The sequence below is a fragment of the Rhizobium sp. AG207R genome (assembly GCF_027109195.1).
Lineage (GTDB): Bacteria > Pseudomonadota > Alphaproteobacteria > Rhizobiales > Rhizobiaceae > Rhizobium > Rhizobium dioscoreae.
On the sequence record NZ_JAEPVT010000010.1, the window covers coordinates 250901 to 267087 of the forward strand.

Annotated in this window: 18 protein-coding genes; 12 read left to right on the forward strand and 6 right to left on the reverse strand. The window is 59.6% G+C overall.

Going from position 1 to position 16187, the window contains the following annotated elements:
• Positions 1-7: 7 nt before the first annotated feature.
• Positions 8-997, reverse strand: coding sequence for a glycosyltransferase family 2 protein (locus JJQ51_RS24010; RefSeq protein WP_173002441.1), 990 nt, complete (start codon positions 995-997; stop codon positions 8-10).
• A gap of 296 nt (positions 998-1293) precedes the next feature.
• Between JJQ51_RS24010 and JJQ51_RS24015 the strand changes: the two genes are divergently transcribed.
• A complete protein-coding gene (locus JJQ51_RS24015; protein WP_113333015.1) occupies positions 1294-2508 on the forward strand; it encodes a glycosyltransferase family 2 protein in 1215 nt (404 codons plus the stop codon).
• A gap of 65 nt (positions 2509-2573) precedes the next feature.
• Here the strand turns inward: JJQ51_RS24015 and JJQ51_RS24020 are convergent, their stop codons facing one another.
• The 3 genes from JJQ51_RS24020 to JJQ51_RS24030 form a co-directional block, all read right to left on the reverse strand.
• Positions 2574-3320, reverse strand: coding sequence for a phosphodiester glycosidase family protein (locus JJQ51_RS24020; RefSeq protein ID WP_371864912.1), 747 nt, complete (start codon positions 3318-3320; stop codon positions 2574-2576).
• A gap of 66 nt (positions 3321-3386) precedes the next feature.
• On the reverse strand, positions 3387-4079 hold the full coding sequence (locus JJQ51_RS24025) for a 4Fe-4S dicluster domain-containing protein (protein WP_152092706.1): 693 nt from the start codon (positions 4077-4079) through the stop codon (positions 3387-3389).
• Between the two features lie 101 nt (positions 4080-4180).
• On the reverse strand, positions 4181-5761 hold the full coding sequence (locus tag JJQ51_RS24030) for a trimethylamine methyltransferase family protein (RefSeq protein WP_069613167.1): 1581 nt from the start codon (positions 5759-5761) through the stop codon (positions 4181-4183).
• A gap of 257 nt (positions 5762-6018) precedes the next feature.
• On the opposite strand from JJQ51_RS24030, the gene JJQ51_RS24035 reads away from it, so the two are divergent.
• Positions 6019-6720 (forward strand): corrinoid protein, encoded by a 702-nt coding sequence (locus JJQ51_RS24035; protein WP_069613213.1) that lies wholly within the window; start codon positions 6019-6021, stop codon positions 6718-6720.
• Positions 6721-6786: 66 nt separating this feature from the next.
• Here the strand turns inward: JJQ51_RS24035 and JJQ51_RS24040 are convergent, their stop codons facing one another.
• Positions 6787-6945: an entericidin A/B family lipoprotein gene (locus tag JJQ51_RS24040; RefSeq protein ID WP_047632875.1), complete on the reverse strand. Its 159-nt coding sequence runs from the start codon at positions 6943-6945 to the stop codon at positions 6787-6789.
• A 19-nt stretch (positions 6946-6964) separates the two neighbouring features.
• On the opposite strand from JJQ51_RS24040, the gene JJQ51_RS24045 reads away from it, so the two are divergent.
• From JJQ51_RS24045 to JJQ51_RS24075, 7 genes are all read left to right on the forward strand, one after another.
• On the forward strand, positions 6965-7603 hold the full coding sequence (locus JJQ51_RS24045; RefSeq protein ID WP_162748864.1) for a DUF1638 domain-containing protein: 639 nt from the start codon (positions 6965-6967) through the stop codon (positions 7601-7603).
• Between the two features lie 237 nt (positions 7604-7840).
• A complete protein-coding gene (locus JJQ51_RS24050) occupies positions 7841-8143 on the forward strand; it encodes a virulence factor (protein WP_113354543.1) in 303 nt (100 codons plus the stop codon).
• Positions 8136-8714, forward strand: coding sequence for a methylenetetrahydrofolate reductase C-terminal domain-containing protein (locus JJQ51_RS24055; RefSeq protein WP_113354542.1), 579 nt, complete (start codon positions 8136-8138; stop codon positions 8712-8714). The genes JJQ51_RS24050 and JJQ51_RS24055 overlap by 8 nt, the downstream gene beginning before the upstream one ends.
• 3 nt (positions 8715-8717) lie before the next feature.
• Positions 8718-9824: a methylenetetrahydrofolate reductase gene (locus tag JJQ51_RS24060; RefSeq protein ID WP_113354541.1), complete on the forward strand. Its 1107-nt coding sequence runs from the start codon at positions 8718-8720 to the stop codon at positions 9822-9824.
• Positions 9825-9927: 103 nt separating this feature from the next.
• Positions 9928-10893, forward strand: coding sequence for a methyltetrahydrofolate cobalamin methyltransferase (locus JJQ51_RS24065; protein ID WP_113354540.1), 966 nt, complete (start codon positions 9928-9930; stop codon positions 10891-10893).
• Between the two features lies 1 nt (position 10894).
• A complete protein-coding gene (locus JJQ51_RS24070) occupies positions 10895-11224 on the forward strand; it encodes a hypothetical protein (RefSeq protein ID WP_113354539.1) in 330 nt (109 codons plus the stop codon).
• A 54-nt stretch (positions 11225-11278) separates the two neighbouring features.
• Complete coding sequence (locus tag JJQ51_RS24075; protein WP_152092851.1) at positions 11279-13279, forward strand: ASKHA domain-containing protein; 2001 nt, start codon at positions 11279-11281, stop codon at positions 13277-13279.
• Positions 13280-13297: 18 nt separating this feature from the next.
• Here the strand turns inward: JJQ51_RS24075 and JJQ51_RS24080 are convergent, their stop codons facing one another.
• Positions 13298-14197: a LysR family transcriptional regulator gene (locus tag JJQ51_RS24080; protein WP_113333007.1), complete on the reverse strand. Its 900-nt coding sequence runs from the start codon at positions 14195-14197 to the stop codon at positions 13298-13300.
• A 192-nt stretch (positions 14198-14389) separates the two neighbouring features.
• On the opposite strand from JJQ51_RS24080, the gene JJQ51_RS24085 reads away from it, so the two are divergent.
• The 3 genes from JJQ51_RS24085 to JJQ51_RS24095 all read left to right on the forward strand — a co-directional run bounded on the left by JJQ51_RS24085 (position 14390) and on the right by JJQ51_RS24095 (position 16157).
• Complete coding sequence (locus JJQ51_RS24085) at positions 14390-14566, forward strand: hypothetical protein (protein ID WP_233788700.1); 177 nt, start codon at positions 14390-14392, stop codon at positions 14564-14566.
• Between the two features lie 66 nt (positions 14567-14632).
• On the forward strand, positions 14633-14836 hold the full coding sequence (locus JJQ51_RS24090; protein ID WP_113333005.1) for a DUF1127 domain-containing protein: 204 nt from the start codon (positions 14633-14635) through the stop codon (positions 14834-14836).
• A gap of 301 nt (positions 14837-15137) precedes the next feature.
• On the forward strand, positions 15138-16157 hold the full coding sequence (locus JJQ51_RS24095) for a GlxA family transcriptional regulator (RefSeq protein WP_348627044.1): 1020 nt from the start codon (positions 15138-15140) through the stop codon (positions 16155-16157).
• Positions 16158-16187 lie beyond the last annotated feature (30 nt).

Below are 16187 nucleotides of genomic sequence, written 5' to 3' on the forward strand. Positions count from 1 at the left end.
TAGCCGGCTATCTCGGCGTCTTGCCGAGTATCAAATGAGGGGCCTGTTTCAGCCTGAGCGCGATATCCGCAGTCTCGAACGACTGCCTGCGCACGTTCTCATAGTCAGCCTGGCCATAGTCTTCATAGCATTGCCGAACCAGCGCGAAGAAACGCTCCCTGAGATCGAACGGCAATTGCGGGTAGATCCAATCGAGCAAATCGAACTTGCTGCGAAGGAACCACTGGTAATAGGCCTCTTTCATCCGCGGCAGGCGCGCAAACAGCGCTTCCACCTCCGCAAAAGCCTTGAAGACCTCGAACCGCTTTTCGGTGAAGACATTGGTCAGCTGCGCCCTGTCCTGATAGACGCGGTGGCCGATGAGATAACGATTCATCATGCCGATCTTCCGGGCGTGCAGATAGATATGCCAGTGAGCATAGATATCGTTATGGACACGGGTCTCCGAGAAGCGGAGATCCGTTTCCCGGCATAGCCTGGCGCTCACGATCTTGTTCCAGGGGAAATTCACGGTGAACAGCAATCGCCCGCACTGGTCGAGCGTAAAAACGCCTATGTCGGTATCGCCGACCAGCTCCCGCCAGGCATCATTGTCGATCGGCAGCATCGGATCGAGACGACCGTTCCTCTCGGTGACGTAGCGATAGCGAAACACCATCACATCGCAGGCATTGGCTTCCATGTGATACACGACTTCATCGATCGAGCGATGCGCTACCATGTCGTCGGCGTCGAGAAAGTAATAATAGCCGCCGCGGGCGGCGGCCATGCCGGCATTCCGGCTGTATCCCGCCCCGCCATTTTGCGGATTGCGCAGCAAGCGCACCCGCTGATCGCGCTGAGCATGTCGCTCGACAATCATCGCGGTGGCATCGGGAGACATGTCGTCGACGACGATCACCTCCAGAACGTCACGATTTTCCAGAACCGCGGCAATCGTTTCACCGATGGATTCCTGCGCCTTATAGGCGGGAATGATGACACTGACTTTGCTCACAGGGTCTCCTGATACTGACATGGACGCCAAACCCTGGAGGTATCGGCGATCCATGTGCCTCGGGCTATCCGGCCATTTTCGAGGAAGAGGCAACCTCGAAAACGGCAATCGCTTCCTGCCGGGATTGCAGGATGCGCTGGCAGGAGCATAAAGAGCGGAACTTGCACTGAACTGGAGCATAGGCAATTCCCACAATCGGATCGCTCAAAACTCTCCAGCCCCGCGAAAGCAATCCCGCTTATTCATGGATCAAAGTCCGTGCATAGAATCGCGCTGATGCCTCGTGGAGAATATCGATGTCTTCTGCCCAAGTCCCCGTCCTTTCGGTCTGCGTTCCGACCTATAACCGTCAGTTCATGCTCGAGCGGAACGTCAATTTCCACCTGGAAGAGTTTCGCCGACTGGGCCTCCCTTTCGAAATCGTCATTGTCGACGATTGTTCGACGGATGAGACCGCAGCCTACATTCAGTCGATCTCGCATCATCCGGAAATCAGCGCTTATCGCCGGGCTCGCAATTCCGGTTTCATCAGCAACTACGCTTTTGCGATGCAGAGAGCCCGCGGCCATTACGCGGTTTTCCTCGGCGACGACGATTTGCTGATCCCGGAAAAAGTCGTCGAATATCTTCGTATCATGGTGGACGACAAGAATATCGGCATGATCCAGGCGCCGTGGCTCCTCGTCGATGGCCGGCCTGGCGGCGGCGATATGGAACCCTTCTATCACCTCTCCTATCCGACGCGTCACGCCAAGGGTGATTTCCGCTCGATGCTGGAATTCATTCTCGACCGTCATATCTTCCCCGAATTCATGATCATCCGGCGCGATGTTCTGTTGAAATCAATTTCCAGCCCGACGCCGTTCATCTTTTGGGCATTCCTCTATACGACCCGCGCATTGGACAAGGCCGACGTGCTGTTTATGCCGGAGCCTTTCGCGCGCGTGACCGCCGTTTCAGACGATCCGCGCCTGCAGCAGGGCAACAAGGAATGCATGTTCCAGTGGGATACCTACAGAGGCGGCCTCGAATACCTCGCCTCGCAGGCGCTGCGCGATAACCGCTATCCGCCTGATTATCGCGGCTCGCTGATGCCTCGCATCACCGAATTCATGCTGCAGCGTCAGGCGGTCGCCATGCGCCTGCATGTCAACGCGCAGAACTGGGTCGAAGCCTATATCATGTATCACCGCATGGCGGCCTACCTGCCGACGCCATTGCCGCCGGAATCCTATGATCAGATCCGCAAGCTGGCAGGCATCTCCACCGCCGCGACGGAAGCGATCGCTTTCAATGGAGAACCCGTCATCATCGAACCGATCATCGACGACGCCACGATCAACCTTCTCCCGCAGTCGATCCGGCAGCATCTCTCGAGGGAAGCGCCGCAGACCGGCAGCTATGGCGGTAAGCCAAGGGCCTATCTCCGCTTCACCGAGGATTTCCCGGCCAATCCGGGTCCGAAGGACGGCCTGTTCAGCATCATGACCTATATCGATCAGTTCGTCTGAGATTTGATAGCTACAGCCAAGGGCTCCGCGACGCACTGCGGAGCTCTTCACATTTCCGGCGCGCCTTAGCCCGGCAGCATTTCCGTCACTGCAATGATCGGCCCGAGCGGAAACAGGCTGTCGCGCCTTTGCCATTCCGGGATATCGAGGCTGGAGATGCTGCCATCGAGAAACAGCGCATTCGGACATTTCAACTCGTCGCGAAATAGCGTCGCAAAGTCGTGGAAACGCACCGCGCCATCGGAAATGGCGAAGACGACCTTGCCGTCTGAGGTAACACCCACGCCGTTTCGTGTCTTCAAGCTCGGACTATCCGCCAGAAATGACGGATGAAGCCTGCCGCTGATGACCAGCATCGGGCCGGACTGCGTCGCATAAAAAGGTTTGATGCCGGAAGCTGCGAAGGCCTTGCTTTCCATGATCCCGGCCTTGCCCGCCCCGAGATAGAAGACCCCGTTCGGCAGGAGATGAAAGTTACCCCAGCCCTTGTTGGTGTTGATCGCCTTCACCTCACGTCCATTCTCGACGAAGAGACCCACGGGAGACTGGTCATCGAGATACATGCCGCCATTCATGGCGAAGCGCACATAGATGCGATCCTGACGCAGATCATTTTCCAGGGCACGGAAAGAGCCATAAGGTTTGCCGTTGCGATCGTTCTGAAAAATCTGAATGTCGTCGCTGACCGCATCGAAAGTGCAGACCGTATAGCCGTCCCCGAGATGCTGGACCTTGCGGCAGGCTTCGCCGGCCGACGCGGTGGCGGCAAAGGCAAGAACGGCAAGAATGACCATCAATCGAATCAAGCGCATAGCCCCGTATCAATAAACAGGCTTCAGAACGCATCGCAATGCGGCGAAACAAGGAAGGCGTGAGACCTAGAGCTGGAGTGCAGCCATATGGAATGCAAGCTGTTCGGCCGGATAACGATAGTTGGCTCCGACCGGGCAGGCATTGCGTGCAAGGCAGCCGCCGGCCATGCAGCCGACCTGCTCTTGCGGTGTGCGCAAGTGCGACCGGCAGCCTGAAAGATCAAAGCCGGCTGCCGCTATCGCCCCAACGGGACAGGCGGCAAGACAAGGTTTCTCAACGCATAGATCGCATGGATGCGGAGAAAACGGCGACACCTCCATTCCTTCCAGCGCATCGGCAAATCCCAATGCGCCGCGATATCCATGCCACAAACCATAGTCCGGATGGATCAAGATGCCGAGCGGCGACGCTTTCAAGCGCTCGGCCTGCATGGCCCATCGCTGGAACGGTTGCCAGGGAGGATCCGAAGGAAAATAGGCAGTGGCCGCTAGCCCGCTTGCGACCGGCCGGATAATCGCCTTCGACCAGTCATCAAGGGGATTTTTGCGCGTCCTGTTGACGGGCATATCCAGCCATTTCGAAAACGCCGGCCAGATCGAGCCGCCGATATTGCCCAGCAGCACGACACCGCGTGCAGGCGTGCCATCCGTCAGCAACGGCCCCTCGCCTTCATGGAAGGACAAGCTGCCACGAACGAAAACTCCGTGGACGCCGAGCGCCGCACGGAGCTGTTCGAAGATGGCAGGGCCGCGGCTCACCGTGGCCCCTTATATTCATAGTGCGGCCGCCAGACTTCCTTCTGGATGAGATCGGCAACACGTGTCGCACCGCCTTGCTCCCTGGCGGCCTCGGGCTCTCTTCAGGTGAAGGCGTCCGGCATCGAGTCCTTGCGCTTCTGGATATAGGCGAGCAGGGCCTCGTCGATAGCCGGATCAAGCGGCGGCGCTTCGTAGTGATCGAGCCAGGAGCGGCAAAGCGCGTTGGCGCGCTGCTCGATCCGCTTCTGACCTTCGATCTCCCACTGCTCGAAGGAGTTGTTGTCGGCGAGCGGCGAGCGATAGAAGGCAGACTGGAAATTCGCCTGCGTATGGCCGCAACCCAGATAATGGCTACCGGGGCCGACTTCGCGGATGGCATCGAGCGCCTGGCCATTTTCCGAGAGATCCACGCCTTCAGCCATCTTCTGCATCATGCCGAGCTGGTCCTGGTCGATCATGAACTTCTCGTAAGAGGAGACGAGACCGCCCTCGAGCCATCCCGCCGCATGCAGCACGAAATTCGTGCCGGCCAGCAGTGTCATGTTCAGAGTATTGGCGGATTCGTGCGCGGCTTGCGCATCCGGCACCTTGGAAGCGCAGAGCGAGCCGCCGGTGCGGAACGGCAGACCGAGGCGACGCGCGAGCTGTGCTGCGCCATAGGAGACAAGCGATGGCTCCGGCGTGCCGAAGGTCGGGGCGCCCGACTGCATCGAAATGGATGCGGCGAAGGTGCCGAACAGAACAGGCGAGCCCTTGCGGATCAGCTGCGTGAAGGAAGCGCCGGCCAGCACCTCGGCCAGAATCTGCGTCAGCGTGCCTGCGACCGTCACGGGGCTCATCGCGCCCGAGAGAATGAAGGGAGAAACCACCGAAGCCTGATTGTGCCGCGCATAGACCTTCAAGGCGCCGAGCATCGTTTCGTCGAACACCATCGGCGAATTGGCATTGATGAGGTTCAGCGTTACACAATTGTTTTCAACGAAATCGTCGCCGAACACGATCTTTGCCATAGCGATCGTATCTTCTGCACGCTCCGGCGCGGTGACTGAGCCCATGAACGGCTTATCGGAATATTTGATATGGCTATAGACCATATCGAGATGGCGCTTGTTGACCGGGATATCGACAGGCTCGCAGACCGTGCCGCCGGACGAATGCATCGACGGCGCCATATAGGCGAGCTTCACGAAATTGCGGAAATCCTCGATCGTCGCATAACGGCGGTTGCCCTCAAGATCGCGCACGAAAGGCGGGCCGTAGACTGGCGCGAAGATCGTCGCCTTGCCGCCGACATGGGCATTGCGGGCGCTGTTGCGCGCATGCCAGGTGAATTCCTTCGGCGCGGTCTTCAGAAGCTCGCGGCAAAGTCCCTTCGGAAAATGCACGCGCTGACCGCGTACGTCGGCACCGGCTTCCTTCCAGAGCGCCAGAGCTTCCGCATCGTCGCGAAATTCGATGCCGATTTCCTCCAAAACCGTGTCGGCATTGCGTTCGATGAGCTGCAGGCCCTCTTCGTCAAGCACTTCATAGACGCCGATCTTACGGGTGATATAGGGGAGCGAAGGACCCGGCCCGCCGCCGCTGCGCGAAGCGCGCCGCGCTGCCGCACCCCTGCCCTCACTGCGCGAACGCCGTCCGCCGCCATCATTGCCTGCAGCCGGTTGCTCAATCATATCGTCCATGATGTTTCCTCACTCCTGCGCATGGATGCGTCTATCAGGCCCCATGCTACCTGATTCCGACAAGCGGACGTTCCTTAATGCGCCAGCAATTAGCATAGGACAGACATCGGCTGACAATATCAACTGTTCTTCGTCCGTCGCGATTGTTCCGTGCGACGTCGCATTCAAAAAGAGTTTTGGCGGCCTTCCGGTCTATCCGTAATGGCGGCAGTGTTTTATACAAGTCTCTGATGCTGCACGAAAATGGGATGGAGCGCATGTCTGACGACGAAATCATTCTCTCGGAACTTTCTGATGAAGAGCTCGTGCAGCAGATGCATGACGACCTGTATGACGGCTTGAAGGAAGAAATCGAGGAAGCGACCAATATCCTCTTGGAGCGCGGCTGGGCTCCTTACGATGTTCTGACCCAGGCGCTGGTCGAGGGCATGCGTATTGTCGGCATCGACTTCCGCGACGGCATTCTCTTCGTTCCGGAGGTGCTGCTTTCGGCCAATGCGATGAAGGCCGGCATGGCGATCCTGCGGCCGCTGCTGGCACAGACCGGTGCACCCAAGCTCGGCAAGATGGTGATCGGCACCGTCAAGGGCGACATTCACGACATCGGCAAGAACCTCGTCGGCATGATGATGGAGGGCGCCGGTTTCGACGTCATCGACCTCGGGATCAACAATCCGGTCGAAAACTACCTCGACGCCATCGAGCGCGAGCAGCCCGATATTCTTGGCATGTCGGCACTGCTGACCACGACCATGCCCTACATGAAGGTCGTTATCGATACGCTGAAGGAAAAGGGCCTGCGTGACGACTATGTCGTACTGGTCGGCGGCGCGCCACTGAACGAGGAATTCGGCAAGGCCGTGGGTGCTGACGCCTATTGCCGTGACGCTGCCGTGGCGGTGGAGACTGCCAAGGAATTCATGAAGCGCAAGCACAACAGCCTGGCTGCGGGCGCCTGATTGCAAGAAACTGAGTGCCGGCGACAATCAACGGGTTGCCGCCGGCACATTGGTATCCCAAATTAGCTATTGAGCCGCCTTCTTGACGGTATGACCGGCGTCCTCGGTTGCGTTCACCGCATTTGCGGTATCTCTGCCCATGCCACGTATAGTATTGGCGCAAGAGGCAAGCACCATGAGAACGACGCAGGCGGTGGCAATTTTCGTGAGTGTCGGTGCAGTCATGATTGGGAACCCCCTCTGAGTGGATATCGATCAAAAAAATGCGGAGAAGAACCCTCCGCGCGATAAACGCGCACAAACCCAAAAAGTTCATGTGATTGCGTGCGGGGCAATCGCGCGCGAAATACTAGCGGTCACCAGAATAAACGGGCTCGATCACATCGACCTTCACTGTCTTCCCGCAATCTATCATTCCTATCCGCAGAAGATCGCACCAGCCCTGGAAGAGGCTATTGCCGATGCGCGCGCGCGCGGCTTCGAAAAGATCTTTATCGGCTATGCCGATTGCGGCACAGGCGGCGATATCGACAGGATCTGCCAGCTTGAAGGAATAGAGCGCCTTTCCGGTCCGCACTGTTATTCCTTCTTCACCGGCAACGAGGCTTTCGCCGCGCGCGACGATGACATCACATCGTTTTTCCTGACAGATTTTCTCGCCCGCCAGTTCGAAGCCTTTGTCGTGGTTCCGCTCGGCCTCGACCGCCATCCGGAGCTGCGGGACATTTATTTCGGCAACTACCGCAAGGTCGTCTATCTCTCGCAGGAAGAAGATCCGGCGCTACAGGCAAAGGCAAGGGACGCTGCCGCCTTTCTCGGCCTGGAATACGAATATCGCTATACCGGCTACGGCGATCTTGCCCGCGAATTATTGGCCGTCTGATTACGACATCTGCGTCGGTTTTCGATCTTCCTCTTCTTTGCCGAGACCGACATGCTGGACGAGTCAAAGACATTCAATCACAGTTCGAACCCGTCCGTTTCAAAGGATAATAAGCTTGGGGGATGCTTGCAGGCGAGGTTTCGATATCGCGTCGCTTTTCGGCATGTGCCGCGTCGTGGCGAGCGCAGTCCCGAGGTCTGCCGGCGTGCATTCTGGCGTGAAGAGGAGATTTTGCGCATGGCAGATCGCATTGTCGTTTACTGGCGGGACATTCCGGCCCAGGTCATCATCAAGAAGGGCAGGCAGACGGCAAAACGCGAGCTTTCGCTGCGCTTTACCGAAGCGATCGACATGTGCGCCATGCGCACCGGCGCGGCCGAAACCGACGACTATCTGGCTGAATGGCGCAAGGCGGATCCCGTACCGGTCTCCGACGATCTCGAGGCCGAAGCAGACAAGGCAGCCGGCGAGATCGAGGCTGCCTATGATCGCGAGCGGCTGGTGGCGCTGGTGAAGGCCGGAGGCCGCGACAATGGCTGATGCCGTCCAGAAGCCTGGCAATGCCGCCGCGGGCGCAAAGGCGGCCAGCGGCGCCTACACGCCGGCCGGCGTCTCCCCTAACCGCCGCGCCCGACGCAAATATACGGTCCGTCTCTGGGCCGTGCGTCATTCGCGTTTTCTCGAATGGTTCTACCGTCGTTTCGCCGACACATTCCTGCTGCTTCATCCGCTGTGGAAAGCGTTCGGCTATGAGCGCGTGGAGCGCCCGATTACCTTCATCGAACGCAATGTGAAGGGCTTCCTGTTCGATTGCCGCATGTGCGGCCAGTGCGCGCTGTCGTCGACGGGCATGTCCTGCCCGATGAACTGTCCCAAGCAGCTGCGCAACGGCCCCTGCGGCGGCGTTCGCGCCAACGGCAATTGCGAAGTCGAGCCCGACATGCCCTGCGTCTGGGTGCAGGCCTGGAACGGCTCGCGGAACATGATCCAGGGCGATGCAATCTTGAAGGTGCAGAAGCCCGTCAATCAGTCGCTGCGCGAGACGTCATCGTGGCTTCGCGTCACGGCAGAGGCGGCCGCAGCCCGAGAAGCGGCGAAAAAGGAAGCCTGAGCGATGTCGCATATCGATGAAAATCCGCTTGGCGCGCATCTGCCGCTCGATCCCCTGCCCGGCCATTCTTCGCTCGGGCGGCTGGAGCGGGTGCTTCGCCGTGGCGAATTCGCCGTCACCGCCGAGCTGAACCCGCCCGACAGCGCCAATGCCGAGGATGTCTACGAGCGCGCCGCCATTTTCGAGGGCTGGGTAGACGGCATCAACGCCGTCGACGCCTCCGGCGCCAATTGCCATATGTCCTCGGTCGGGATCTGCGCGCTGCTGACGCGCATGGGCTATGCGCCGATCATGCAAATCGCCTGCCGCGACAAGAACCGCATCGCCATCCAGGGCGACGTGCTGGGTGCTGCCGCCATGGGCGTGTGCAACATCATGTGCCTGACCGGTGACGGCGTGCAGGCGGGCGATCAGCCGGGCGCCAAACCAGTCTTCGATCTCGATTGCATGTCGCTGCTCGAAACCGTGCGCATCATGCGCGACAACGCGAAATTCCTGTCCGGCCGCAAGCTGACCTCGCCGCCGAAAGTCTTTCTCGGCGCCGCCATCAATCCCTTCGCGCCGCCCTACGACTTCCGCCCCTACCGGCTTGCGAAGAAGATCGAAGCCGGAGCGCAGTTCGTCCAGAGCCAGTATTGCTACGACGTGCCGATGTTCCGGGAATATATGAAGAAGGTGCGCGATCTCGGCCTGACCGAAAAATGCTTCATTCTCGTCGGCGTCGGCCCGCTGGCATCGGCAAAGACCGCCCGCTGGATGCGCTCCAACGTACCAGGCGTCCATATTCCCGACGCAGTGATCAAGCGCATCGAAGGCGCACAGGATCAGAAGAAGGAAGGCAAGCAGCTCTGCATCGACATCATCAACGAGGTGAAGGAGATCGAGGGCGTTTCCGGTATTCACGTCATGGCCTACCGCCAGGAAGAATATGTTGCCGAAATGGTTCATGATTCCGGCGTGCTGAAGGGCCGTCAGCCATGGAAACGCGAGGCAAGCCGCACCGATGCGCTTGTCGCCGAGCGGCTGCACCAGATCAGCGAAGGCAGGGAAGAAAACCAGCAGGCGATGGCGGAGATTGCAGCCCACCATACGCCGCCGCAGGCACATTGAATTCGAGACGATAGCAGCAGGCCGGGAGAGGAACCGGTCGGCTTGTAACCCAGATCACCGCACGATAGACCAGCTATCGGGCCAACTGACCAGAGGATCAGACATGACGCGTACCATCGTTGCCTCCGCCACCCGCGAGATCATCATAGGCTTCGACCAGCCTTTCTGCGTGATCGGCGAACGCATCAACCCGACGGGGCGCAAGAAGCTCGCCGCCGAGATGATCGAAGGCAATTTCGACACCGTCATCAAGGATGCGCTGGAACAGGTCGCCGCCGGTGCGACCATGCTCGACGTCAACGCAGGCGTTACTTCGGTCAACCCGAACGAGACCGAACCGGGCCTGCTGGTGCAGACGCTTGAAATCGTGCAGGGTCTGGTCGACGTACCGCTTTCGATCGACAGCTCGGTCACGGCGGCAATCGAAGCGGCCCTCAAGGTTGCCAAGGGCCGGCCGCTGGTCAATTCGGTGACGGGCGAAGAGGAAAAGCTCGAAGCCATCCTGCCGCTGGTCAAGAAATACGACGTGCCCGTCGTCGCCATCTCGAACGACGAGACCGGGATTTCCATGGACCCTGACGTTCGTTTCGCCGTCGCCAAGAAGATCGTCGAGCGCGCCATGGATCACGGCATCAAGCCTGAGGACATCGTCGTCGACCCGCTCGTCATGCCGATCGGCGCGCTTGGCGATGCTGGCCGTCAGGTTTTCGCGCTGCTGCACCGGCTGCGCAACGAGCTGAAGGTCAACACCACCTGCGGCCTCTCCAATATCTCCTTCGGCCTGCCGCATCGCCATGGCATCAATGCCGGCTTCATCCCGATGGTCATCGGTGCAGGCATGACCTCCGCCATCATGAACCCCTGCCGCCCGCAGGAAATGGAAGCCGTGCGCGCCGCCAACGTGCTGAACGGCACGGATGCCAATTGCACCAACTGGATCATGACCTATCGTGACTACAAGCCTGCAGAAGGCGGCGTCGCAGCCGCCGCAGCAACGGCTGCCCCAGCCGGCGGTGGGCGCCGTGGCGGCCGTGCCGCGCGCGCCGGTGCGGGAGCAGCGAGGGAATAAGATGGCATCCGGTCGCGGCCTCTCCAATGATCTTGCCACGCTCTGGCTGCAGGCGCCCGTCGTGATCGGCATACGGCTGCAGCAGATGTGGATGGACGCGCTGGCCGGCAGCGTGAACGCGGCCGAAATGAACCGGATGATCTCGGAGAAGATGATGGCAGCGGCGGAAAGCGCCGTTGCCGTAAACGCAGCAATGGTGCAACAGGGTTTCGCCGCTCTGACGGCCGCAGGCGCGACAAGCCAGCGCAGCATCGCCGATGCGGTCGCTCACGCCGCGATAAAACCCTATAGCAGGCGTGTTCGCTCGAACGTGCGCCGCCTTAGCAAATAGAAAGGCTGATCCGTGGCCGAAGCCAGCGACAGCGCCAAACCTCTTGTCCTTTTCATGCCATCCGGCAAGCGCGGCCACTTCCCCGTGGGAACGCCCGTGCTGGAGGCAGCCCGTCAGCTCGGCGTCTATGTCGAGAGCGTCTGTGGTGGCCGTGCGACCTGCGGGCGTTGCCAGGTCTCCGTGCAGGAAGGCAATTTCGCGAAGCACAAGATCGTCTCGTCCAACGACCATCTTTCGCCGATCGGGCCGAAGGAAAAGCGCTATGCAGAGGTGCGCGAATTGCCTGAAGGCCGCCGGCTTTCCTGCTCCGCTTTGATCCAGGGCGATCTGGTCATCGACGTACCGCAGGATACCGTCATCAACGCGCAGGTGGTGCGCAAGGCGGCCGACGAACGCGTCATTGCTCGCGACGCGGCCGTGCATATGTGCTACGTCGAGGTCGAGGAACCCGACATGCACAAGCCGCTTGGCGATCTGGATCGCCTGAAGGCGGCAATCACGGCGGATTGGAAATACGACAATCTCGAAGTGGATTTTCACCTCATCCCGCAAGTGCAGTCGATCCTGCGCAAGGGCGAATGGAAGGTGACGGCCGCCATTCATCGCGATCAGGACAGCGAGCGCCCTCGCCTTATCGCGCTCTATCCCGGCCTGAAGAACGAAGCCTACGGCATTGCCTGTGATATCGGCTCGACGACGATCGCCATGCATCTGTCCTCGCTGCTGTCGGGCAGAACCGTGGCATCAGCCGGCGCCTCCAACCCGCAGATCCGCTTCGGCGAGGATCTGATGAGCCGCGTCTCTTATGTGATGATGAATCCTGACGGCCGCGAGGCCATGACCAATGCCGTTCGCGAAGCCTTGAACGGCTTGATCGACAAGGTCTGCGCCGATGGCGGCGTGTCGCGACAGGATATTCTGAACGCCGTCTTCGTCGGCAACCCGATCATGCATCACCTTTTCCTCGGCATCGATCCGACAGAGCTTGGTGGCGCGCCCTTTGCGCTTGCCGTATCCGGGGCCGTGCATCTGAAATCGGCCGAGATCGGCCTGCCGATGAATGCCGGCACGCGCATCTACATGCTGCCCTGCATCGCCGGCCATGTCGGCGCCGATGCGGCCGCCGCGACACTTGCCGAAGGGCCGCATCGCCAGGATGAGATGATGCTGCTGGTCGACATCGGCACCAATGCTGAAATCGTGCTCGGCAACCGTCACCGCGTCGTCGCCGCCTCCTCGCCAACCGGCCCGGCCTTCGAAGGCGCCGAAATTTCCAGCGGTCAGCGCGCCGCACCCGGCGCCATCGAACGCGTGCGCATCGATCCCGTCACGCTGGAGCCGCGCTACCGCGTCATCGGCATTGAACCTTGGTCGGATGAGCCAGGCTTCGAAGAAGCCGCCGCCAAGGTCGGGGTCACCGGCATCTGCGGCTCCGCGATCATCGAGGTTGTCGCTGAAATGTTCCTCACCGGCATCATCTCGGAAGATGGCGTCGTCGACGGCGCCATGGCTGCACGCTCGCCGCGCATCCTGCAGAACGGCCGCACCTATTCCTATCTGCTGCGCGATGGCGAACCGCGCATCACGGTGACACAGAACGATATCCGCGCTATCCAGCTTGCCAAGGCAGCGCTTTATGCCGGCGTCAAGCTGCTGATGGACAAGCAAGGCATCGATCATGTCGATCGCATCGGCCTTGCCGGCGCCTTCGGCACTTTTATCGATCCGAAATATGCGATGGTGCTGGGGCTTATTCCCGATTGTGAACTCGACAAGGTCAAGGCCGTCGGCAACGCCGCCGGCACGGGCGCGCGCATGGCTCTGCTCAACCGCGGCCATCGCCGTGAGATCGAGGAAACTGTCAGGAAAATCGAGAAGATAGAGACGGCGCTTGAATCAAAGTTTCAGGAGCATTTCGTCTACGCCATGGCCCTGCCGAACAAGGTCGACAGCTTCCCGGAACTGTCCAAGGTCGTGACCCTGCCGGAGCGCAAGCAAATCTCCGACGATGGCGGAGAAGGCGGAGGCCGCAGACGCCGCCGCAGCCGCGAGTAAGAAATGGCTGGCCGCGCGCTACGCGGCCATCTTGCGCCCTATCTCGACAAAAGCCTGGCGAATGCTGTCTGCCACCGCCTTCATAGGCCCGGTCATCTGCGATGCCGTCAGCAGACGAATGTCAAAGGACGTCAGCTCCGGCAGGCCCTCGTTCGGCCCGAGGATTTCCATATCATCCGTGATGTAGGAGCGCGGGAATGGCGCGACGGCTAGATCGGAGACGATTGCCGCACGCTGTGCCATCGTATGGGCACTGAGATAGGAAACGCGATAGGCTCGCTTCTGCCGCTCCAGCTGCGCCATGGCTTCGGACCGCCAGATACAGCCTTCCTCCCAGATGGAAATCGGCAGCGGATCGCGGCGATAGGCGGTGCCGCACTTGGCGCCGGCCCAGACGAGGCGCTCCGTAAAGATAACCTCCCCTTCGGTTGGGAAAGGCCGCGTGGCGCAATTGATCAGCGCGAGGTCCAGCCGTTGCTCCTCGATGCGCTTCTTCAGCTGGATGCTCATATCGACAACGACATCGACCATGATGCCAGGATAAGTCTCGGAAAAGCTCTTAAGGATGGTCGGCAGCAAGCGCTCGCCAATATCGTCAGGTGCGCCAAGCCGCACCACACCGCTGAGTTCGGGCATGATGAAGCGCGAAACCGCCTCGTTGGAGAGTGCCAGTATATTGCGCGCATAGGAAAGCAGCATCTCGCCGTGCTGCGTCAGACTGACCGAGCGCGCATCGCGCAGGAACAGCGTCACGCCGAGCTGCTCTTCCAGCTTCTTGATCTGCATCGAAACAGCTGACGGCGTGCGAAAGACAGCATCGGCCGCAGTCGAAAAATTCCCCGTTTCGGCAATCGCGACAAAGGTACGCAGAACTTCATTGTCAAGCAACGGTATGGGCCGGCGGAACGGTACGGTCATATCGATTACCTTTCAATTTTTCTGATCCTAAACACCATATCATTTCATTTGTCTGAATGTCAACGAAGCACCATATTAGACCTAATGGAAATTCATCGCAGACAGCCTCGAAGGAGCAAAATCATGGCTGGCACGGTATCAAACGAAGCCTCACGGCTTTTCTCTCTTCTACGCCTCCGCAAAATTCAGCGGATGGCACAGCACACACTCGACGAGATTGCCGCCCGCTTTCCCGCTCATCTGATCGATGACGTCAATGCGCGCGGCCTCCCGCCGGATCGTACGTTGTCCGTGCTGGAGCGCAAACCCGGCAAGCTGCGTTCGTTCAAGAATACTAATGGCAGCTATAAGATCTATTCGTTTGATTGATGGATCTGCCGAGCCCATATTAAACCCGTGACATTTTGAACGGTTGACACTGAAAGGACCCTGAAAATGACGACCATCAGCTATAGACAGACCGGCGCGCGGAACCCGTTTCCGTCAGGCGGAAGTTATATGCCCTTCTTTTCTCGCCTTGCTAATCGTTGGCAGCAGTGGCGCTCCCTTCGCGAGCTCGAATCTCTATCCGATGACATGCGCAAGGACTTAGGCTGGCCGGCCGCAAACGAAATCAAGAAGCCGAAAGCCACCCGATGATAATGAAAGAGCATAACAACTAAAGGCGACGCTCAACCCGAACGCGTCGCCTTTTGAACATTTGCGCATCCAGATGCGAACTGCACTTTAATCTTGAGAATTACCCGCAAATATATTTTACCCCTTGAGCATATCGCTCGGCTCCGCTTCGCTTCCCTCCTGCAGCCCCCTATTTTTCATGGTAGACGCAAATATCCCTTTGCGGCCGCGATTATCCATGCCAATGTCGCTTATAGACCATCGGGCCGACGTATTTGACGCAAGGAATACGTAACGGCCCTGGAGCATGGATTTTCACGACATGAGCAAGACCCCGATCAAGACGCGTTCCCTGGTTTTCTTCCTTGTTCCGCATTTCACCATGCTGCCGTTTTCCGCTGCGATCGAGACGCTGCGGATTGCCAATCGCATGCTGGGCTATCCCGCTTACACATGGCGGCTTGCCTCGACGGACGGGCAGAAAGTCTATTCCTCCAGCGGCATCGGGCTGGAGGTCAATTCCTCCCTTACCGACGAGCGTCGCTATCTTGGCGGAGAGAACCGCCCGAACATGGTGCTGGTCTGTTCCGGCATCTATGTCGAGGAATTCCACAACAAGTCGGTCAATGCCTGGCTGCGCGAGACGTACAATCGCGGCGTCGCCGTCGGCAGCCTCTGTACGGGCGCCCATGTGCTTGCCCAGGCGGGCCTGTTGAACGGCAAGCGCTGCGCGATCCACTGGGAGAACCTGCCTGGCTTTTCGGAAACTTTCCCGCAGGCGGAAGTCTATGCCGATCTCTATGAGGTCGACAGCAATCTCTACACCTGCGCCGGCGGCACCGCCTCGCTCGACATGATGCTGAACCTCATCGGCCAGGATTTCGGCGAGAACCTCGTCAACCGCGTCTGCGAGCAGCAGCTGACTGATCGGGTGCGCAGCCCGCACGACCGGCAGCGCCTGCCGCTGCGTGCGCGTCTCGGCGTGCAGAACTCCAAGGTCCTATCGATCATCGAGCTGATGGAGAGCAACCTCGCCGAGCCGTTGTCGCTTCTGGAAATCGCCGACGATGCCGGCTTGTCGCGCCGCCAGATCGAGCGCCTGTTCCGCCAGGAAATGGGCCGCTCGCCGGCCCGCTACTATCTCGAGATCCGCCTGGATCGCGCCCGGCATCTGCTGGTGCAGTCCTCCATGCCGGTGGTAGAAGTGGCGGTCGCCTGCGGCTTCGTCTCCGCCTCGCACTTCTCCAAGTGTTATCGCGAACTCTACAATCGCTCGCCACAGCAGGAGCGCGCCGAGCGCAAGCTGACCATGTCGACGAACCGGACCGGCATCGTCGTCTGAGGGCGGTGGAAATCAAAGCAAGCGATCAGG